The organism is Serratia sp. AR11, from assembly GCF_056376275.1.
In genome coordinates, this window is record NZ_CM150739.1 from 5,161,488 (window position 1) to 5,182,936 (window position 21,449).

General features: G+C 56.1%; 13 protein-coding genes and 2 pseudogenes. 7 read left to right on the forward strand and 8 right to left on the reverse strand.

Annotated features, from left to right (window positions below; translation table 11 throughout):
* Positions 1-10: 10 nt before the first annotated feature.
* Positions 11-292: a YdgH/BhsA/McbA-like domain containing protein gene (locus tag ACSOSI_RS24420; RefSeq protein WP_012147306.1), complete on the reverse strand. Its 282-nt coding sequence runs from the start codon at positions 290-292 to the stop codon at positions 11-13.
* A gap of 244 nt (positions 293-536) precedes the next feature.
* Positions 537-1,331: a pimeloyl-ACP methyl ester esterase BioH gene (bioH, locus tag ACSOSI_RS24425; RefSeq protein ID WP_476706283.1), complete on the reverse strand. Its 795-nt coding sequence runs from the start codon at positions 1,329-1,331 to the stop codon at positions 537-539.
* Positions 1,332-1,373: 42 nt separating this feature from the next.
* Between bioH and gntX the strand changes: the two genes are divergently transcribed.
* Both gntX and nfuA read left to right on the forward strand, forming a co-directional pair.
* The gene (gntX, locus tag ACSOSI_RS24430; protein WP_476706284.1) at positions 1,374-2,057 is read left to right on the forward strand and encodes a DNA utilization protein GntX; all 684 of its coding nucleotides are present in this window, start codon (positions 1,374-1,376) and stop codon (positions 2,055-2,057) included.
* 67 nt (positions 2,058-2,124) lie between these two features.
* Complete coding sequence (nfuA, locus tag ACSOSI_RS24435; protein WP_012147309.1) at positions 2,125-2,700, forward strand: Fe-S biogenesis protein NfuA; 576 nt, start codon at positions 2,125-2,127, stop codon at positions 2,698-2,700.
* 82 nt (positions 2,701-2,782) lie between these two features.
* Here the strand turns inward: nfuA and malQ are convergent, their stop codons facing one another.
* Both malQ and malP read right to left on the reverse strand, forming a co-directional pair.
* Complete coding sequence (gene malQ, locus ACSOSI_RS24440; RefSeq protein WP_476706285.1) at positions 2,783-4,873, reverse strand: 4-alpha-glucanotransferase; 2,091 nt, start codon at positions 4,871-4,873, stop codon at positions 2,783-2,785.
* 9 nt (positions 4,874-4,882) lie between these two features.
* Positions 4,883-7,293, reverse strand: a pseudogene (gene malP, locus ACSOSI_RS24445) (maltodextrin phosphorylase).
* Positions 7,294-7,837: 544 nt separating this feature from the next.
* Here malP and malT point away from each other — a divergent pair.
* From malT to ACSOSI_RS24465, 4 genes are all read left to right on the forward strand, one after another.
* Positions 7,838-10,552, forward strand: coding sequence for an HTH-type transcriptional regulator MalT (malT, locus tag ACSOSI_RS24450; RefSeq protein WP_017894307.1), 2,715 nt, complete (start codon positions 7,838-7,840; stop codon positions 10,550-10,552).
* 626 nt (positions 10,553-11,178) lie between these two features.
* Entirely contained in the window at positions 11,179-11,505 is a 327-nt protein-coding gene (gene glpE, locus ACSOSI_RS24455; RefSeq protein ID WP_012147313.1) for a thiosulfate sulfurtransferase GlpE, read from the forward strand.
* A 165-nt stretch (positions 11,506-11,670) separates the two neighbouring features.
* Positions 11,671-12,507, forward strand: a complete 837-nt coding sequence (gene glpG, locus ACSOSI_RS24460; RefSeq protein ID WP_476706286.1) for a rhomboid family intramembrane serine protease GlpG — start codon at positions 11,671-11,673, stop codon at positions 12,505-12,507.
* Between the two features lie 36 nt (positions 12,508-12,543).
* Positions 12,544-13,302 (forward strand): DeoR/GlpR family transcriptional regulator, encoded by a 759-nt coding sequence (locus ACSOSI_RS24465; protein ID WP_012147315.1) that lies wholly within the window; start codon positions 12,544-12,546, stop codon positions 13,300-13,302.
* A 227-nt stretch (positions 13,303-13,529) separates the two neighbouring features.
* Here ACSOSI_RS24465 and ACSOSI_RS24470 read toward each other — a convergent pair.
* Positions 13,530-14,093, reverse strand: a pseudogene (locus ACSOSI_RS24470) (virulence RhuM family protein); the annotation flags it as partial.
* Between the two features lie 409 nt (positions 14,094-14,502).
* Between ACSOSI_RS24470 and glpD the strand changes: the two are divergent.
* Complete coding sequence (gene glpD, locus ACSOSI_RS24475) at positions 14,503-16,011, forward strand: glycerol-3-phosphate dehydrogenase (RefSeq protein ID WP_112364245.1); 1,509 nt, start codon at positions 14,503-14,505, stop codon at positions 16,009-16,011.
* Between the two features lie 43 nt (positions 16,012-16,054).
* On the opposite strand, the gene glgP is transcribed toward glpD, so the two are convergent.
* From glgP to glgC, 3 genes are all read right to left on the reverse strand, one after another.
* A complete protein-coding gene (gene glgP, locus ACSOSI_RS24480; RefSeq protein WP_012147318.1) occupies positions 16,055-18,502 on the reverse strand; it encodes a glycogen phosphorylase in 2,448 nt (815 codons plus the stop codon).
* A 91-nt stretch (positions 18,503-18,593) separates the two neighbouring features.
* Positions 18,594-20,027: a glycogen synthase GlgA gene (gene glgA, locus ACSOSI_RS24485; protein WP_012147319.1), complete on the reverse strand. Its 1,434-nt coding sequence runs from the start codon at positions 20,025-20,027 to the stop codon at positions 18,594-18,596.
* 140 nt (positions 20,028-20,167) lie between these two features.
* A complete protein-coding gene (gene glgC, locus ACSOSI_RS24490; protein ID WP_012147320.1) occupies positions 20,168-21,445 on the reverse strand; it encodes a glucose-1-phosphate adenylyltransferase in 1,278 nt (425 codons plus the stop codon).
* Positions 21,446-21,449: the final 4 nt, after the last annotated feature.

Sequence of the window (21,449 nt, forward strand, 5' to 3'; positions counted from 1 at the left end):
TCAATCGTTATTATTTGTCTTTATACACGTCAGCAGTAGCGCTGAATTTACCGTGTTCACGGCCAGCAATGATCACATAATACTGACCGCCTTTCTCATCAGCCAGTTTGGACAGTTCTTCTTTTGCATCCATTGGCGACGTGGTCTGTGCGGTAGTAGACACCGAACCCACTTTCTCGTATTTACCCGGATTCTTGGCCAGATCTTCCTTGGTCAGCAGGGTGGCTGCCATGGTGCTGAAAGACACTGAACCTACAACTAACGCGGCAATAATCATTTTCAAAGATTTCATTACATTACCTCTCAATGGATAGTTTATTTATTATGAAAGCTGTCCAGAGTAAATGCGTCATAACACCAGTTGCCGTGACATCTGCTGACCTCGTTGCTTTCCCTGACGAGAGCCGTTTCCCAGAGACGAAACGCCAAAGTGAAAAAACCATGGGCGATTTTTTCATTTTCAACCAACGCAGTTACCCCCTTAAGTATCGGACAGCTTTATTTTTTATCCACTAAACCGCTCTTTTTTTAGCGCTTTATTGTGCGTTTTGGCGGCAGATCCCATTTTCGGCCACAAAAGTGCCAATAATTTCTGCAAATTCATCAGGCTGGGAAATGAATGGCGCATGAGCCGCTTTCGCAATGATGATTGATGACGAGTGCGGCCAACTGACGTCGAGCAATCCGGCGACCTTACGCGGCACTAATCCGTCCAGATAACCGTAAATCCGCAACAGTGGCAGTGACAGCCCCGCCAGCGACTGGCGCAAGTCAGCGGTCCGCAGTATCTCAAGCCCGCCGTTCAGTATTTCAACGCTCGGCATCGGCTGGTTAAGCACCACCGATTTCAGCAAACGGGCGTCCTGCCGCGCACTTTCCGTGCCCAACGTTTGTAATGCCAGAAAACGCTCTACGGTGCGCTGGAAATCCTGGCTCAGCTGATGCTGAAAACCGCTTAGCACCTCAGGGCGGATCCCCGGCCAATCATCCTGTGCCGCAAAGCAGGGTGAAGAAGACACGGTAATCAACCCATGCACCCGTTGTGGCTGCGTCAACGCAATCTGGCTGGCCACCAACCCGCCGAGCGACCAACCTAACCACCAGGCCTGCGCCGGCGCGGCGTCCAACACAATTTCCGCCATTTGCTCAAGCGACATGGCAGCAAATCCCTGGCTGCGGCCATAACCCGGCAGATCGACCAGATGCAGACGAAAATGCGGCGTCAGCCGCTCAAGCATGCAACTCCATACTTCCGCGTTCAGCCCCCAGCCGTGCAGCAGCACAAGATCGCGATCGCCTTCACCTATTGTTTGCCAGTACAACGCTGTCATCGGTTATTGTCCTTTCATTCTCATCCGTCAGGGAGGACGGCTATGCTATCAATCTACAGCCGCTGTTGGCTATGCCGACAGCCATTACGCCTCAGCCATCATGGCATTTGCAGCTATTGCCTGCGCCACCTGCCGACCAAGCCCTTATGCTGCCCCCGCTGCGGCCTGCCCGCTGGCGATACCGCATTACCCTGTGGCCGCTGCCTGCAGCAACCGCCCCCCTGGCAGGCACTGGTGTTCGTCGGCGATTATCAGGCCCCATTGCGTCAGCTAATCAAAAAATTCAAGTTTCAGCATACGCCGGAGCTGGCGCCGCTGCTGGCTCGGCTAATTTTGCTAAACTGGCAACAAGCGCATCGAGAGCAGTATTTGAACAGACCCGATGTGATTTTAGCGGTACCCTTGCAGGCAAAACGTTGCTGGCGACGCGGCTATAACCAGAGCAGTCTGCTGGCACGACCGCTGGCCTACTGGTTGGGCTGCGACTACCGCCCCGCCGCACTGAGCCGGGTACGCAAAACCGCCCCACAGCAGGGGTTGCCGGCCCGCATGCGGCGGCGTAATCTGCGCGGAGCATTTCGTTGCCACGAATCCCTCGAGGGCCGACACATCGCCCTGCTGGACGATGTAGTCACGACGGGCAGCACGGTGGCGGAAATTGCCAGGTTGTTGCAGCGGCAGGGCGTGGCATCAATACAGATTTGGTGCGTTTGCCGCACGTTGTAGTGCCACGGCAATGGGCGTATTATAACCTAGTATTAAAGTCAACTATTTGAACTAACGAGCTAATGCCATGATTCGTATAACAGATACTGCACAGGAACACTTTGCCAAACTGCTGGCAAATCAAGAGGAAGGCACCCAAATCCGCGTATTCGTGATCAACCCGGGTACGCCTACGGCCGAATGCGGTGTCTCTTATTGCCCGCCGGACGCGGTAGAAGCAACAGACACCGAGCTGAAGTTCGAAAAACTGTCCGCCTATATCGACGAACTGAGCAAACCTTATCTGGACGATGCCGAAATTGACTTCGTCACCGACCAACTGGGCTCGCAGCTGACGCTGAAAGCGCCAAACGCCAAAATGCGCAAAGTGGACGACAACGCACCGCTGATGGAGCGTGTTGAATACGTACTGCAGTCACAGATCAACCCACAGCTGGCAGGCCACGGTGGCCGTGTGACGCTGATGGAAATCACTGACGACAGCCTGGCGATCCTGCAGTTCGGTGGCGGCTGTAACGGTTGTTCCATGGTCGATGTGACCCTGAAGGAAGGCATCGAGAAAGAGCTGCTGCAGAAGTTCCCTGAACTGAAAGGCGTGCGCGATTTGACCGAACACCAGCGCGGCGAGCACTCTTATTATTAATCCCCTGTTCCAGGGCAACATGCCCCACAGCGGATAAAAAAATGCCGGATTCGGTTTACCCAATCCGGCATTTTTAACTCAATTACCCTACCGATACCTTACGCCGCCGCTTGTCCAAATCCTTCAGTAAGCGGTTGACCTGTTGGTCGGCAAACATCTCCTCCAGCGTTTGGGTCAATTTACGCCGCCAGTTAGGGTACTGACTGCTGGTACCGGGAATATTGACCGGATCCGCCATGTCCAGCCAGTCTTCCGGCTGCAGACCCAGCAACGCGCTGGCGCTGTCGGCAACGTAACGCTGCAAGCCCCGGTTAAGCAGCGGGCTCATATTCAGCAACGCCGCCTTTTTTCCTACCTTCTGCGGCACACAACCATAGTGGTGCAGCCCGTCCAGCAACCCCTGCTTGGCTCGCTCACGGTCGGCAAACAGCTCTTTCAGGATCTCCGCATCCGGATACAACCCCAATTGGTTGCCCAACTGCAGGTCACCACTTTGCCAATAGCCGCGCAGCGTCGGCAGATCGTGCGTGGTAATGGTCGCCATGGCCTGCACCGGATAGGCCTGCGGCGCGCGGAAATGGTTCTCACCGTCACGTTCGAAATACAGCACCTTATAGGAATAGACCCCGCTGTCGCGCAACTTCGCGACAATCTCAACCGGAACGGTACCGAGGTCTTCGCCAATCACCATACAGCGGTGGCGTTGGCTTTCCAGCGCCAGCACCGCCAACAGGTCATCCACCGGGTATTTCACATAGGCACCGTGAACCGCAGTTTCACCGTAGGGGATCCACCACAGGCGCAGTAACGCCATCACATGATCAATGCGCAGCGCGCCGCAGCTGGTCATATTGGCACGCAGCAGATCGATAAACGGCTGGTAGCCGCGCGCCGCCATCACATGCGGGTCCATCGGCGGCAGGCCCCAGTTTTGTCCGAGCGGCCCCAGAATGTCCGGCGGCGCCCCCACCGAGGCTTTCAGACAATAAAGATCGCGCTCGCACCAGGTTTCCGCACCCCCTTCTGCCACGCCGACCGCCAAATCCCGGTACAGGCCAATCGGCATCTGCTGTTGCTGACTCAGGCGGAAACAATCGGCGAACTGGCTGGCGGCCAGCCACTGCAGCCACAGGTAAAACTGCACCTGCGCCTGCTGCTGCTGACAAAATTGCTGCACCGCAGCGCTGTCGCCCTGTTGATATTGTTCAGGCCAGACCGGCCAGCCCCACAGGCTGCTGTCTGTGGCGGCCAAATGGGCATGCAGCGCATCAAAGGCCGCTTGTTGATACAGGCTTTCGCCACCTTCGAGAACAAACTGCTCAAATGCCTGACGCTGCTCGTCACCCGCTTTGCGCGCCTGGAACTGCGGGAATGCCAGCGTCAACGCCGCCAGCTTAAGCTGCGTCACCGTGCTGTAATCCACCAGTTCGCTGCTGCGCGCGGCGGCCAGTTTCTTTTGCGTGGCCGGTTTCAACCACCATCGCTGCGCGGCCTCGTTGCGCTGGAAATCTTCCACCGCGTTCACATCGATATAAATCACGTTCAGCCAGCGGCGCGATGACGGGCTGTACGGGCTGGCGCTTTCCGGGTTGGCAGGATACAGCGCATGGATCGGGTTCAGTCCAACGAAAGCACCGCCCCTTTCACCGACCTGCTCCACCATCTGGCGCAGATCGCCAAAGTCACCGATGCCCCAGTTACTGTCGGATCGCAGGGTATAAAGCTGGACGCAAGCGCCCCACAACTTCTTTCCGGTCAGCAAGGCATCCGGTTCAAAGCAGCGTTTCGGTGCCACGATCAGCCGGCACTGCCACTGCTGCTCGCCCTGTTTCAGCGTCAGTTGGTGGTACCCCGGCGGTAACTCAACCGGCAGGGTAAAGGTTTTACGCGCACTGGCGCGCCCCTGTTGCTGGCCACCGTCTTCGCGCTGCAGCGTCCACAGATACTCGCCGCTCCCTGCCAGCGGCAACGCCACCGGCGCCCCCTGATAGAAGACCTTCACCGCCGGTAGTGGCAGTACTACGGCCTCCTGCGGGGTCGTGCTGCGCCCCATGGCGTCCAGCAGTCGGCGCTTGGTGTCCTCAGCGATCGCCTGCTGTTGACCGTGGGCATTAATATAATCGGCAGCGATACCCGCCTGAGCTGCCGCCTGATCGATGACCTTGCGATCCATTCGCTCTCCTTAACGTTTGGCTTGCCAGATACGCTGTTGGTAGTCGCGGATCGAGCGATCCGATCCGAGCTGAACATACCGACCCGCGCGGTGTTAAGAATAGTACGGCGCGTCCACTCATCACGGTCACGATAGAGTTCATCTACCTGCTGTTGAGCTTTGCAATAAGAAGCAAAGTCCGCCAGCACCAAATAAGGGTCGCCACCTTCCAGCAGGCTGTGCAGCATCATGTCGAATGCATGCTTGTCGCCGTGGCTGAATGCGCCGCTCGCCAGTTCGTCCAGGATCGCCTTCAGGTGCTTGTCTTTCTTGCGATAGCTGAGCGGGTCATAGCCTTTCGCCAGCAGCGCCTTCACCTGATCCACGGTGTTACCGAAGATAAAGATGTTGTCTTCACCCACCTGCTCGGCGATTTCCACGTTGGCGCCATCCAGAGTGCCGACGGTCAGCGCGCCGTTCAACGCCAGCTTCATATTGCCGGTGCCGGAAGCCTCTTTGCCAGCGGTCGAGATCTGCTCGGAAATATCCGCCGCCGGGATCATCAGTTCAGCGACAGACACGCGGTAATCAGGAATAAACGCCACTTTCAGTCGATCCTTCACCAGCGGATCGTTGTTGATCTTTTCCGCCGCCTGATTGATCGCGTAAATGATGTTTTTCGCCAGATAGTAGCCCGGTGCCGCTTTGGCGCCGAACAGGAACACCCGTGGCACGATATCCAGCTGCGGGTTATCGCGCAGTTGGCGATACAGCGACAAAATGTGCAGCAGGTTCAAATGCTGGCGTTTGTATTCGTGCAGGCGTTTGATTTGCACGTCGAAAATCGCGTCCGGATTGAGCGTCAGCCCCATCACGTCGTGCACATAGTTTGCCAACACGACTTTGTTATCGCGTTTGATTTGCTGATAACGCTGACGGAACGCCGCATCATCGGCGTATTTCTCCAGCCCTTTCAGAGCGTCAAGGTCATTGGCCCACTCCACCTTCAGCGTTTCGTCAATCAACCCTGACAGCGCCGGGTTACACTGCTTCAGCCAGCGGCGTGGCGTAATGCCGTTGGTGACGTTATGGAATTTGTTGGGCCACAATTGGTGGTATTCCGGGAACAGATCCTTCACCACCAGATCGGAGTGCAACTGTGCCACGCCGTTGACCGCGAAGCCGCTGACCACGCACAGGTTAGCCATCCGCACCTGTTTATCATGATGCACTGCCAGCTTGGCCCACACCGCGTCGTCGCCCGGCCAGTGTTTATCCACCAGCTTTTTGAAGTTGGCGTTGATCTGTTTGATGATGGAGAAATGACGCGGCAGCAGGCTGCGCACCAGCTTCTCATCCCAGCACTCCAGCGCTTCCGGCATCAGGGTATGGTTGGTGTAGGCGAAGGTTTTGCTGGTAATAGCCCAGGCGGCCTCCCAGTCCAACTGGTGCTCATCGAGCAGAATGCGCAGCATTTCCGGAATGGCGATGGTCGGGTGAGTATCATTGAGCTGGATCACTTCGTACTTCGGCAGGTCTTCAATCTTGCGGCCCGCCAGATGGTGCTTACGCAGAATATCGGCCACCGAACAGGCACACTGGAAGTATTGCTGCATCAGGCGCAGGCGCTTGCCCGCCTGGTGGTTATCATTCGGATACAGCACCTTGGTCAGCTTGGCGGCTTCCACGCCCTGCTTCTCCGCCTGCAGGAATTTGCCATCGTTGAAATCGCTCAGATCAAACGGATGCTGATGGGTGGCCTGCCACAGGCGTAGCGGCTGGGTCACGCCATTACGGAAGCCCAACACCGGCAGATCCCAGGCTTCACCGCGCAGGGTAAACTCAGGGCGCCACAGCTCGCGGCCATCGGCCAGTTTCTCCAGTTTGCCGCCGATACCCACATCCACCGACAGCGCCGCATTGTGGCGGAACCACGGGTAGCTTTCGCGCTGCCAGTTGTCCGGGGCTTCTTGCTGCTGGCCGCCGCTAAATGACTGACGGAACAACCCATACTGGTAATTTAGCCCGTAGCCGGTGGCCGGTTGTTCCACTGTGGCCATCGAGTCCAAGAAACAGGCCGCCAGACGCCCCAGCCCGCCATTGCCCAACGCCGGATCGGTTTCCTGCTCCAGCAGGTCCGCCAGCTTGATATCCTGTTCCGCCAATGCCTGTTCGACGGTGTCGTACCAGCCCAGGTTAATCAGGTTGTTGGCCGTCAGGCGACCAATCAAAAACTCCATCGAAATGTAGTTCACATGGCGCAACGGCTTATTGCTTTTACGCGGCGCAGGCTGTGCAGCAAGCTGCTCGGCCAGGGCGCGGCTGACTGCTTCCCACCATTGGTGCTGGGTCATCTGTTGTGCAGAACTGAGGCCAAACTGTTGCCACTGACGGGTCAGTGCCGCCAGAAAAGCATCCTTTTTAAGCATAGGCTGTGACATAAGGAAAACTCTCTATCCAGTAAGTGGGTCAAATTACCGTTATCGTGCCGGGGAGAAAGAATGAAGGCATCATCCCGCCTGGGGATTAGCTGGGGAGGAGGATTGGGGCGTAGCTAAAATTGTGATCTCAGGCACTTTTTGACTCCCTTGCATCATGCAAAAAAGCCCACCGACGAAGGCAGCGAGCACTGAGAATAAGGTGAAAACTTGTTCAATGACGTTAGCATAGTTATTGCAGCGGCTATAGTGTTGCACACAGCCAGAAATGCTTTTCTGCATCTGCGTCACCAAACCGCTCCACCACGCCGCGATTCCACAGGGATTTGCCTGCAAACGTAAAAAAGTGTGATCAATAGCAATTTAACTCCAAGCCAATGCTGAACCTTGTTGCAATACGTTTAACGTTGTCAGAAGTTAGGAGGGGGATTAATTACGAGCCATAAAATAATTAGCCTCACTCCGATCCCGGCAGGCGTCGCGATGAATAAAACGCCATCGGGCAGGCCTACGGCGGCGGGAACCGCGCTTTTCACTCTGGAATACTATGCTGATCCCATCAAAACTGAGCCGCCCGGTACGGCTGCAAAATACCGTGATCCGCGATCGCCTGTTGGCCAAACTGGCCAGCACGGCCAACTATCGCCTGACATTGGTCAATTGCCCTGCGGGATACGGAAAAACGACGCTGGTCGCACAATGGGCGGCCGGCAAATCAGATTTGGGCTGGTATTCGCTGGATGAAAGCGACAACCAGCCCGAGCGTTTCGCAAGCTATTTGATCGCCGCCCTGCAACTCGCCAGCGGCGGTCACTGCGTGAAGAGCGAGGCGCTGAGCCAAAAGCATCAGTACGCCAGCCTGTCGGCGCTGTTTGCCCAACTGTTTATCGAACTTTCCGACTGGCACCAACCGCTGTATCTGGTGATTGATGACTACCACCTGATCACCAATGATGTCATTCATGAAGCCATGCGCTTCTTCCTGCGCCACCAGCCGGAAAACCTGACGCTGATCCTGCTGTCCCGCACCCTGCCGCCGCTCGGCATTGCCAATTTGCGCGTGCGCGACCAACTGCTGGAAATGGGTACGCAACAGTTGGCATTTACCCATCAGGAAGCCAAACAGTTCTTCGACTGCCGCCTGGTGTCACCAATGGAATCGCAAGACAGCAGCCGCCTGTGCGATGAGGTTGAAGGTTGGGCCACCGCGCTGCAGTTGATCGCCCTGTCCGCCCGGCAGTCGACCTCCTCCGCCCAACAGTCCGCCAAGCGCCTGGCCGGGCTGAACGCCAGCCATCTGTCGGATTATTTGGTAGACGAAGTGCTGGATCACGTCGACGCCGAGGCGCGCGCCTTCCTGCTGCGCTGTTCGGTGCTGCGCTCGATGAATGATGCACTGATCGTACGTCTGACCGGCGAAGACAACGGCCAGCAACGGCTGGAAGAACTGGAACGTCAGGGGTTATTTATCCACCGTATGGACGACAGCGGTGAGTGGTTCTGCTTCCATCCGCTGTTCGCCACTTTCCTGCGTCAACGCTGCCAATGGGAACTGGCGCTGGAACTACCCGGCTTGCACCGTGCCGCCGCCGAAGGCTGGCTGGCGCTGGGTTACCCGGCAGAGGCTATTCACCACGCGCTGGCCGCCAGCGACGTCAGCATGCTGCGCGACATCCTGCTGCAGCACGCCTGGTCGCTGTTCCATCACAGCGAATTGGCCTTGCTGGAAGAGTGTCTGAATGCGCTCCCCTATGAACGGCTGATCCAAAATCCCAAACTGGCGCTGCTGCAGGCCTGGCTAGCGCAAAGTCAGCACCGCTACAGCGAAGTGAACACCCTGCTGGAACGCGCCGAACAGGCGATGCGTGAGCAAAAAATTGAGGTCGATCGCACCCTGGAGGCCGAATTTGACGCCCTGCGCGCCCAGGTGGCGATCAACGCCGGTAAACCGGAAGAAGCCGAACGCCTGGCGACAGAGGCGCTGAAGTTCCTGCCACTATCCAGCTATTACAGCCGCATTGTCGCCACCTCGGTGACCGGTGAAGTCCACCACTGCAAGGGCGAACTGGCCCGTGCACTGCCGATGATGCAACAAACCGAGCAGATGGCGCGACGCCATCAGGCTTACCACTATGCGCTGTGGGCACTGTTGCAGCAGAGCGAGATCCTGATTGCTCAGGGTTTCCTGCAGGCCGCCTTTGAGACACAGGACAAGGCGTTTGAACTGGTACGTGAACAGCACCTGGAACAGTTGCCGATGCATGAGTTCCTGCTGCGCATCCGTTCACAGATCCTGTGGTCATGGTCGCGGCTGGACGAAGCGGAAGACGCGGCGCGCGAAGGTCTGAAAATCCTGGCCAACTACCAGCCCCAGCAACAGTTGCAGTGCATCGCCATGCTGGCCAAGTGCTCTCTGGCCCGTGGCGATCTCGATAACGCCAATGCGCACATGCAGCGTTGCGAAGTGCTGCTGCACGGTACCCAGTACCATCGCGACTGGCTGACCAACGCCGACAAACCGCGGGTGATCCACTGGCAGATGACCGGCGATACTACCGCCGCTGCCCAATGGCTGCGCCAGACTGAAAAGCCGGGCATGGCGGATAACCACTTTATGCAGGGCCAGTGGCGCAACATTGCCCGGGTACAAATCATGCTGGGCCAGTATGAAGAGGCCGAAGTGGTATTGGATGAACTCAACGAAAACGCCCGACGCCTGCGGCTGGTCAGCGATCTGAACCGTAACCTGCTGCTCAGCAACCAACTTTACTGGCAGATGGAGCGCAAAAGCGACGCACAAAAGGTGCTGATGGAAGCACTGTCACTGGCCAGTCGTACCGGATTTATCAGTCACTTCGTCATTGAAGGCGAGGCGATGGCGCAGCAGCTACGCCAACTGATCCAGCTCAATACGCTGCCGGAGCTGGAAAACCACCGCGCCCAACGTATCCTGCGCGACATCAATCAGCATCATCGGCATAAGTTTGCGCATTTTGACGAGAACTTCGTCGATAAGCTGCTAACCCACCCACAAGTGCCCGAGCTGATCCGCACCAGTCCGCTGACACAGCGCGAATGGCAGGTGCTGGGGCTGATTTATTCCGGTTACAGCAACGACCAGATCGCCGGCGAACTGGCAGTGGCCGCCACTACCATCAAAACCCATATTCGTAACCTGTACCAGAAGCTGGGTGTGGCCCACCGCCAGGAAGCAGTGCAGCAGGCACAACAGCTGCTGAAGATGATGGGATATGGCGCTTAACGGAAGTACTTTTGATGTGAAAAGATGGCCGCCAAGCGGCCATCTGGCTTACTTGCTCTGGTGATAGATTGTTACTGAAATAACGTTGTCGGAGAGATTCCAACTTCCCTTTCCAGACGACAACATCACACCAGATACAACGAGCACAACACAAAAGTATCGTTTCATTGTGCGGTCCATGCTCAAACCGCTTCACGGCAACACCACCGGCGATATTGCCGTGAAAGACAAGCACCGGGTCGTGCTTGCATTTACGGCTATTGGAATCCTTTCCCCAAAACCGATGCCCACTTGCTTAAGGTGGCGGAAAAGCCCACAAGCACTATATGCCTTTTATGCTGACCTGACACTTGACACTTCATGTTAAGCAGAACAAAATATGAACACCGGATCGTGCTTGCATTACATTAGTACCGAACCTGCTGGAATGGCCGCTTACCGGACTAGCACAAAAACACCGCCCCCTCGGCGGTTTTTTTGTTTCTGTCCCTAAAGACATGGCTGTCAGCCCACAGGATAAATTTCAAAAATATACGCTCCCCAAACCCACAACGTCGCTCTGGTCTTAATTGCCTCGGAGTTGGTTACAATAGCGACATTATCTAATTACGAGGCAGTCGGAAGTCATGGAACAGTTTGAAGCGATCAACGTTGAGCAGGCATACAGCCGTTGGAAAGACGGCAGCGCCGCCCTGGTTGATATCCGCGATCCACAGAGTTTTGAAGCCGGGCACACACCGGGCGCTTTTCATCTCACCAACGCCAGCCTGCAGACTTTTATGCAGCAGAATGATTTTGAACGGCCGGTGATGGTGATGTGCTACCACGGCAACAGCAGCCGCAGCGCGGCGCAATACCTGCTACATCAGGGGTTTGACGCGGTATACAGCATTGACGGTGGCTTTGAGGCCTGGGCGCGTCAGTATCCGCAGGACGTTGAAACCTCCGCATAATCCTCTTCCCGCCCCTTCGGCGGGTTCCTTCCTCGCGCCGTTAGTGAGTGTTTTTACTGGTTTTTAGCAGATCCTTTGCCTGCGCTCAGGATTTCGACGCTATAATCGGCCGTCAACGCCATCGGGTCACCGGCGGCTAAAATCATTCACTTAGACGGAAGAGCAATGGTTAGAGTAATCGCCGTATCCAATCCCCGCCTGGCGCAGGCCTTTGTCGACTACATGACGACACAGGGCATTGAGCTTAGGGTGCACAATACCGGCGAGGCGGCGGAAATCTGGCTGGCAGACGACAGCCATCTGGAGCAGGTGCAGCACGAACTGCAGCAGTTTCTGATCGATCCGCTTAACAGTCGCTATCGCGCCGCCAGTTGGCAGGCCGGCAATACCGATGCCGATCTGCACTATCAGGGTTTTTCCTATCTGCAAACCCTGCGCAGCAAGGCCGGGCCGCTGACGCTCGGCGTGATGGCGCTGTGCATTATGGTCTATATCCTGATGCAGATATTGGGCGATGATATCCTGATGTACTGGCTCTCCTGGCCGCAAGACAGCAGCCAGTACCTGCAGCTGTGGCGCTGGGTCAGCCACGCTTTCCTGCATTTTTCACTGCTGCACATCACCTTTAACCTGCTGTGGTGGTGGTATCTCGGCGGCCCGCTGGAAAAACGCCTCGGCAGCGGCAAACTGTTCGTGCTGGCAGTGGTCTCGGCCTTCTTCAGCGGCTGGGCGCAGTCGCTGTTTAGCGGTGCGTTGTTCGGCGGCCTGTCCGGCGTGGTCTACGCTCTGATGGGTTACTGCTGGCTCAGCGGCGAGCGAGCACCGGAACGCGGTCTGATGCTGCCGCGCGGCCTGATGGTGTTTTCGGTCCTGTGGCTGGTGGCCGGATATTTCGATATTTTAGGAATGTCGATCGCTAACGCGGCACACGTAGCCGGTTTAGTGTTAGGGTTATTGATGGCATTTTGGGACACGCGACATCGCGCGCACAACGAACAATAACAGCCAGGTACAAGCCAGGCGTTTTAGGGGATTACCGTGAAGCAAACACAGCGTCATGACGCTATTATCGAGCTGGTGCGCCTGCAGGGTTATGTCAGTACCGAAGAGCTGGTCGAACATTTTGACGTTAGCCCGCAAACGATTCGTCGTGATTTGAATGACCTGGCCGATCAGAACAAAATCCAACGCCACCACGGTGGGGCAGCCTTGCCTTCCAGTTCGGTCAATGCCGCCTACAACGATCGCAAAGTGATGTGGTCGGAACAGAAAGCGCGTATCGCTCAACGCGTCGCCAGCCAGATCCCGGACGGCGCCACGCTGTTTATCGACATCGGCACCACGCCGGAAGCGGTCGCCCATGCGCTGATGAATCACAAGAACCTGCGCGTGGTGACCAATAACCTGAACGTCGCCACTCTGCTGACCGCCAAGGAAGATTTTCGTCTGATCCTGGCCGGTGGCGAGGTACGTACCCGCGACGGCGGTATCATGGGTGAGGCCACGCTGGACTTTATCTCCCAGTTCCGTCTCGATTACGGCATTCTGGGTATCAGCGGCATCGATATGGACGGCTCGCTGCTTGAATTCGACTATCACGAAGTGCGCACCAAACGCGCAATTATCGAAAATTCACGCTGCGTGATGTTGGTCACCGACCATTCCAAATTCGGCCGCAACGCGATGGTTAACCTCGGCAATATGAGCCTGATCGACTACCTGTTTACCGATCAACTGCCGCCGCCAAGCGTGATGAAAATCATCGAGCAGTACGACGTACAGCTGGAGTTGTGTTAAGCCCTTCTCTCGCATCTTCTCCATTTGGAGAAGGTGCTAGGGAGCATTTTTCCTGCTTAAGCGTTTTTCAAGCTGCTCAAGTTGTTCCAGTTCAATTCGGTCGGCCTCACGTGCATCAGTCATTTTTCTTTGCTGATCGAAGGATTCATAACGTTGGTGTACAACAGACTTCATCTGTTCACGACTTACGGAGCCACAGTGGCTCAACAGTGGCTGTTCATTAACCCAGTGTCTTTTTCGTTAGCTCTGTAATCTTCTGATAGCGTAAACAGATCGCGGATTTTTTGATAAAAGCGTAACTCGGAAGTGCGAATATCACGGATGCGCTCAAGAAGCTCGTCGAAGTAATCCGGCACCACCGATTTACCGACCGGCGGGTTTTTCAGACGTTCGTCATCCATCACGAAGCCTTTCACCAGATATTCTTGCAGCGTTTGTGTCGCCCACTGGCGGAACTGAGTACCACGAGAAGAACGAACACGATAGCCAACCGCGAGGATAACACCCAGATTATAGTGGCGAATTTTCCGCTGAACCTGTCTTGTATCTTCAGTTTGAACTTGTAAGTAATCCTTACAGGTTAAACTTTGTTCAAGCTCACCTTCGTCGTAAACCGCCTTGATATGCTGGGTCACCGCCTGCGGTGTCACCTGGTAGAGTTCAGACATCGCCGCCTGTGATAACCAAAGTGTATCCGATGCAAAACGACACTCTAAACGTACCTTGCCATCCGTTGACTGAAACAGAACAAACTCCCCATCAGGGGAAGGAGAAAGAAACGAGTTCGCCATGACAATATCCTTTTATAGGGCACAGAGTTTGCGGTCTTACAGCACGACGCGCTATTTTCCGCTTCTGCATCAGCACCTGTTTTTCAGCTTTAAGTCCGTGACTTTATTACATCCGACTTAGAAATATACTCTGACGATTCAAAAACTCTAGCATCTTGTAACTTCTAGATAGATAAGCATTTATTATTCATCTGGTTTATTAGTAGCTCGGTTAACACACTGCACAGCGCAATGCTCGCAACGCCTAATACCCCTTCTTTTTGTATAACTACTATCATCAAACTGTTACCTCTATCACGCCTAAATGTTTTTGTTTGGTTAAGTCTTGGCTTGTTTGTTGGTTTTTGATTACAATCATGAGCGAAAACGAACATGAAAGAGCTATTTCGAACATCTGGAGGAAGTTGACGTGGAAACCAAAGACTTGATCGTTATCGGTGGCGGCATCAACGGTGCCGGCATCGCGGCCGATGCTGCCGGGCGCGGGCTGTCCGTTCTGCTACTGGAAGCGCAAGACTTGGCCTGTGCTACGTCTTCCGCCAGTTCCAAACTGATCCACGGCGGCCTGCGCTACCTGGAACACTACGAATTCCGTTTGGTGAGCGAAGCGCTGGCCGAGCGTGAAGTGTTACTGCGACTGGCGCCACACATCGCCTTCCCAATGCGTTTCCGTCTGCCGCATCAGCCGCACCTGCGCCCGGCCTGGATGATCCGTATCGGCCTGTTCCTGTACGATCACCTGGGGAAACGCACCAGTCTGCCAGGCAGCAAGGGTTTGCGCTTTGGACCAGAATCGGTGCTGAAGCCTGAATTGAAGCGCGGTTTCGAATATTCTGACTGCTGGGTCGACGATGCTCGCCTGGTGGTACTCAATGCCCAGGAAGTGGAAAAGCGCGGTGGCGAAGTGCGCACACGCACCAAAGTGACCCGTGCATGGCGTGAAAACGGCCTGTGGATGGTGGAAGCGGTCGACGTCGACAGTGGCAAAACCTTTACCTGGCGCGCCAAGGGCCTGGTGAACGCCACCGGTCCATGGGTGAAACACTTCTTCGACGATGGTCTGAAGCTGAAATCCCCTTATGGCATCCGTCTGATCAAAGGCAGCCACATCGTGGTACCGCGTGTACACGATCAGCCACAGTCCTATATTCTGCAAAACGAAGACCATCGTATCGTCTTCGTGATCCCATGGAATGACGAATTCTCGATCATCGGCACCACCGACGTGGAGTATCACGGCGATCCGAAAGATGTGAAGATCGACGATAACGAAATCAACTATCTGCTGAAAGTGTATAACGACCACTTCAAGAAGCAGTTGGGCCGTGACGATATCGTCTGGACATACTCTGGTGTGCGTCCGCTGTGTGACGACGAGTCCGATTCACCGCAGGCGGTGACCCGTGATTACACGCTGGACGTGCATGACGAGCAGGGTAAAGCGCCGTTGCTTTCCGTATTCGGCGGCAAACTGACGACCTACCGCAAGCTGGCTGAGCATGCGATGGAAAAACTGGCGCACTACTACCCTGGTTGTGGCCCGGCGTGGACCAAAAACGGTTCGCTGCCAGGTGGTGACATCGGTGGCGATCGCGACAGCTACGCCGCGAAACTGCGTCGTGAACACAGCTGGTTGCCGGAATCGCTGGCACGCCGCTTTGCACGCACCTACGGCAGCCACAGCGAGCTGATCCTGGCCAATGCCAATAGCCTCAGCGACCTGGGCGAAGATTTCGGTCATGGCCTGCATGAAGCCGAATTGCGCTACCTGATCGACAAAGAATGGGTGGTGGAACTCGATGACGCTATCTGGCGCCGTACCAAGCTGGGTATGTGGCTGGATGAAGCGCAGCAGGCGCGGGTAAAAGCCTGGCTGGCAGAACACGCGAAAGCGAAAACCCTGTCTCTGGCATCGTAACTCGCCAAAGCTAAAAAGGGCCGGATTTCCGGCCCTTTTGTATTTACAGCTTGATAGGCTTGATGTGCCAGATCTCGTCCGCATACTCCTGAATGGTGCGGTCGGAAGAGAAGTAGCCCATGTTGGCGATATTCAATATTGCCCGCCGCGTCCAGTCATCCTGATTGCGATACACCTCATCCACCTTGTCCTGCGTATCCACATAGCTGCGATAATCGGCCAGCAGTTGATAGTGATCGCCCAGGTTAACCAGTGAATCAAACAGGTTACTGTAGCGCTTTGGCTCCTCAGGGCTGAAAGCACCGGTGGCGATCTGAGTCAGCGCCTGATGCAGCTCGGGATCCTGCTCATAGTAAAGATGCGGGTTGTAACCGTTGCGCCGCAGCTCTTCTACCTGCTCGGCGGTATTGCCGAAGATAAAGATATTCTCCTCACCCACGTGTTCCAGCATCTCGACGTTGGCACCGTCCAGCGTGCCGATAGTCAGCGCACCGTTAAGCGCAAACTTCATATTACTGGTGCCGGACGCCTCGGTGCCCGCCAGTGAGATCTGCTCGGAAAGATCCGCCGCCGGAATGATCATCTGCGCCAGACTGACGCCGTAGTTCGGGATAAACACCACTTTCAACTGCGTATGCACGCGCGGATCGTTGTTGATCACCTTGGCGACATCGTTGATCAAACGAATGATCTGCTTGGCGGCGTAATAAGCCGAGGCCGCCTTGCCGGCAAAGATCACCACCCGCGGCACCCGCTCGGTTTCCGGATCCTGCAGCAGACGGTTATACAGCGTGATCACGTGCAGTACGTTGAGCAACTGCCGCTTATATTCGTGGATACGCTTGATCTGTACGTCGAACAGCGCATCCGGGTTGACCACCACATTCAGCGTTTTGGCGATGTAGGTAGCCAGTCGCTCCTTGTTCTGCCGTTTGGCGGCCTGCACAGCCTGCAAGAAACTCGGATAATCAACATTGGCCTTGATCTCGCTCAGTTGGCTGAGATCGGTGCGCCAGGTCTGGCCGATACTGTCATCGAGTACGGCGGATAACGGACGGTTAGCCAGCCCCAGCCAGCGGCGTGGCGTAACACCGTTGGTTTTATTGCAGAAGCGATCGGGGAAGATATGGGCAAAATCGGCAAACAACGATTGCACCATCAGTTCGGAATGCAGTGCGGAAACGCCGTTAACCTTGTGGCTGGCCACCACCGCCAGCCAGGCCATACGTACCCGGCGGCCATTGGTTTCATCAATGATCGACACTCGAGCCAGCAGATCATTGTCACCCGGCGCGACTTCCTGTACGTGTTTGAGGAAGTGATCGTTAATCTCGAAAATCAGCTGCAGGTGACGCGGCAGGATCCTGCCGATCATATCCAGCGGCCAGGTTTCCAGCGCTTCGCTCATCAGCGTGTGGTTGGTATAGGAGAACACCTTTTCCACCACGGCCCAGGCATCCAGCCAACTGAATTTATGCTCGTCAATTAATCGGTGCATCAGCTCCGGGATCGACAGGACCGGGTGAGTGTCATTCAGGTGAATGGCAATCTTGTCTGCCAGGTTGTCGAAGCTTTTATGCATCGTCCAGTGGCGGTTGAGGATATCCTGCACCGTGGCCGACACCAGGAAATACTCCTGCCGCAGGCGAAGTTCGCGCCCGGAATAGGTGGAATCATCCGGATACAGCACGCGTGACACGTTCTCCGAGTGGTTTTTATCCTCAACGGCCGCGAAGTAATCGCCCTGGTTGAATTTTCCCAGGTTGATTTCATTACTGGCCTGGGCGCTCCATAGCCGCAGCGTGTTGGTCGCATCGGTATCAAAACCGGGGATCACCTGATCGTAAGCGGTGGCAATAATCTCTTCGGTTTCTACCCAACGAGCCTTGGCGCCTTCCTGTTGGATCCGCCCACCAAAACGCACCTTATAGCGCGTGTTGTGACGTGGGAATTCCCACGGGTTGCCATATTCCAGCCAGTAGTCCGGCGATTCCATCTGCTGACCGTTGACGATATTTTGTTTGAACATGCCATATTCATAACGAATACCGTAGCCACGTCCCGGCAGCGCCAGCGTCGCCAGCGAATCCAGGAAACAGGCCGCCAGCCGCCCCAGGCCACCGTTGCCGAGGCCCGGATCGTTCTCTTCCTCCAGCAGCTCGCCCAGGCTCATCCCCATCTCATTCAATGCGTCGTCAATATCCTGATAAATGCCCATCGACAGCAGGGCGTTGGACAACGTGCGGCCGATCAGGAACTCCATCGACAGGTAATACACCTGACGCACATCCTGTGAAAGTTGCGCACGGTTAGAACGCAACCAGCGTTCCACCATACGGTCGCGAACCGCAAACAACACGGCATTCAGCCAGTCATGCTGATTGGCAATTGCCGGGTCCTTGCCGACAATAAACATCAATTTATAGGCGATGGAGTGTTTCAGCGCTTCAACACTGACCGTGGGTGAGGTGTAACTAATCGGTAACGTCATAGTTTTTCGATCCCAAGTGCGTGATTGCCCGTCGCCTTTCAAGCCGCAGCCTTGTTACCTGCAGCTTGAAATTCATAGGGCATAACAATAGTTACGATAAGCGTTGATAAAGCGACAGATATTCCTGTGCCGCAACTTGCCAGCCAAAATCCACGCTCATGGCGTGGCGCTGGACGTGACGCCAATGCTTGGGTCGGCTCCACAGCACCATGGCACGCCGAATGGCGTTACCCAGAGCGACGGCGTCGCAATCATCAAAAACAAACCCGCTGGCGCTGCCGTCGGCCAGGTTCTCCAACGCGCAGTCCACTACCGTATCCGCTAACCCACCGGTGCGACGCACCAGCGGCAGCGTGCCGTATTTCAGGCCATAGAGTTGGGTCAGCCCGCAGGGCTCGAAACGGCTCGGCACCATAATCACATCGGCCCCGCCGATGATCCGGTGCGAGAAGGCCTCGTGGTAACCAATCTGCACGCCAACCTGTTCAGGGTAGTCGGCGGCCGCGGCCAGAAATGCCTGCTGCAACACCGCATCGCCGGCCCCTAACAGCGCCAGTTGACCGCCCTGCTCCAGCAGCGCCGGTAGCGCTTCCAGGACTAAATCCAGACCTTTCTGGCTGGTCAGACGGCTGACGACAGCAAACAGTGGCAGCGACTCATCCACTTTCAGCCCCATGGCTTTTTGCAGGTGCAGTTTATTCTTGGCCTTGTTTTTCAGATTGTCGGCGTCATAGCGCGCAGTCAGGCGCGGATCGTGGGACGGGTCCCAAATCTTGTCATCCACGCCGTTAAGAATGCCGCTAAGACGCCCCTGCCGCTGGCGTTCCTGCAACAGCCCTTCCATGCCGTAGCCGAACTCCGGCCGGGTGATCTCACGCGCATAGGTCGGGCTGACGGCGGTGATATGGTCGGCGTAAAACAGACCGGCCTTCAGGAATGACATCTGGCCGTAAAACTCCAGGCCATAGATGTTGAAGAACGAAGGCGGCAACCACAGTTCCGGCACATGATGGGCGGAGAACAGCCCCTGGTAGGCCAGGTTGTGCACGGTGAAAACAGAACGCGCCGGGTGACCGTTAGCCGCCAGATAGGCACAGGCCAGCCCGGCGTGCCAGTCATGGGCATGCACCACCTGTGGCCGCCAGTAGCGGTCCAGCCCCTTGGCCAGTTCGCAGGCCATCCAACCCAACAGGGCAAAGCGCCGGTGGTTGTCGGAATAGGCATTCATGGATTGGTCGTGATAAGGGCTGCCGGGGCGTTCGTACAACCAGGGGGCGTCGATCAGGTAGATGCCCACACCGTGATAGGTACCGTAACGCAGACCGACCCGGCCGGCGAACGAGTCGATTTCCGCCACCAACACGGAATCCGGTATGCCATTACGAACGTCAGGGAAAGCGGGCAATAACACCCGAACATCGCCGCCCTCGGCGATCTGAGCCGCCGGTAATGCGCCAACCACGTCTGCGAGCCCCCCGGTTTTCAACAGGGGGAACATTTCAGAACATACGTGTAAAACCTGCATTATCACTCCTGAGAGTCGGCAAAAAATGCCTCTGGATAAGAAATAAAGCAGGCTTGCCGCTGTTGTTAATCCGCGTTTTGCAAGCCATCAGTCAATCCGTTTACATGGCGGCAGGCTATCGTTCTGCCGGATACCTTAACTCACAATTTTGACAACATTTCGCGCGTGACCAACACAATGCCGCCTTCCGAGCGATAAAAGCGTTTGCTGTCCTCATCGGCGTTTTCGCCAATCACCATGCCCTCGGGGATATGGCAGGCGCGGTCAATGATGCAGCGTCGCAGACGGCAGGAACGGCCGACGTTAACGTCCGGCAGCAATACAGTAGAGTCGATGGTACAAAACGAGTTCACCCGCACCCGCGGGAACAGCACCGAATGCACCACCACCGAACCGGAAACAATACAGCCGCCGGACACCAGCGAGTTCATGGTCATGCCGTGGCTGCCGGAACGGTCCTGCACGAACTTGGCCGGCGGCAGCGGCTCCATATGGGTGCGGATCGGCCAGGCGCGGTCATACATATCCAACTCCGGCGTCACCGAAGCCAAATCAAGGTTGGCGCGCCAGTAGGCTTCCAGCGTCCCCACGTCGCGCCAATACGGCGGCAACTCGGGGTTGGAGGTTACGCAGGACAGCGTGAACGGGTGCGCCCACGCCGCTTTCTGGGCGGTGATTTTCGGGATCAGATCCTTGCCGAAGTCATGGGTTGAGCCCGGTGTCGACATGTCCTCCTCCAGCAGTTGGAACAGGTAGTCGGCGTTAAAGATGTAGATCCCCATGCTGGCCAGCGACATATCAGGGTTACCTGGCATCGGCGGTGGGTTGCTGGGTTTCTCCAGAAATTCGAGGATCAGATCGTTCTCGTCCACTTCCATCACGCCGAACTCGCTGGCCTCATCGCGCGGCACCGGCAGGCAGGCAACGGTACACTGCGCGCCCTTTTCCACGTGATCGATCAGCATGCGCGAGTAATCCATCTTGTAGATATGATCGCCCGCCAGGATCACCACATATTCGGCGTCGTAACGGCGGATAATGTCCAGGTTCTGGTACACCGCATCCGCCGTGCCCTTGTACCAGTGCTCGGTACTGAGGCGTTGCTGGGCCGGCAGCAGATCGACAAACTCATTCATCTCTTCGTTGAGGAACGACCAGCCACGCTGAATATGCTGCACCAGGGTATGAGACTGGTATTGGGTGATCACACCGATGCGGCGGATCCCCGAGTTCAGGCAGTTCGACAGGGCAAAATCAATGATGCGGAATTTACCGCCAAAGTGGACGGCCGGCTTGGCACGGGTTGAGGTTAAATCTTTCAAACGCGAACCGCGGCCACCGGCCAAAATCAGGGCGACGGACTTAATCGGCAGTTGGCGTGCCAACATCAGGGGGTCTTTATTTTCAAACCTAACCATAGCT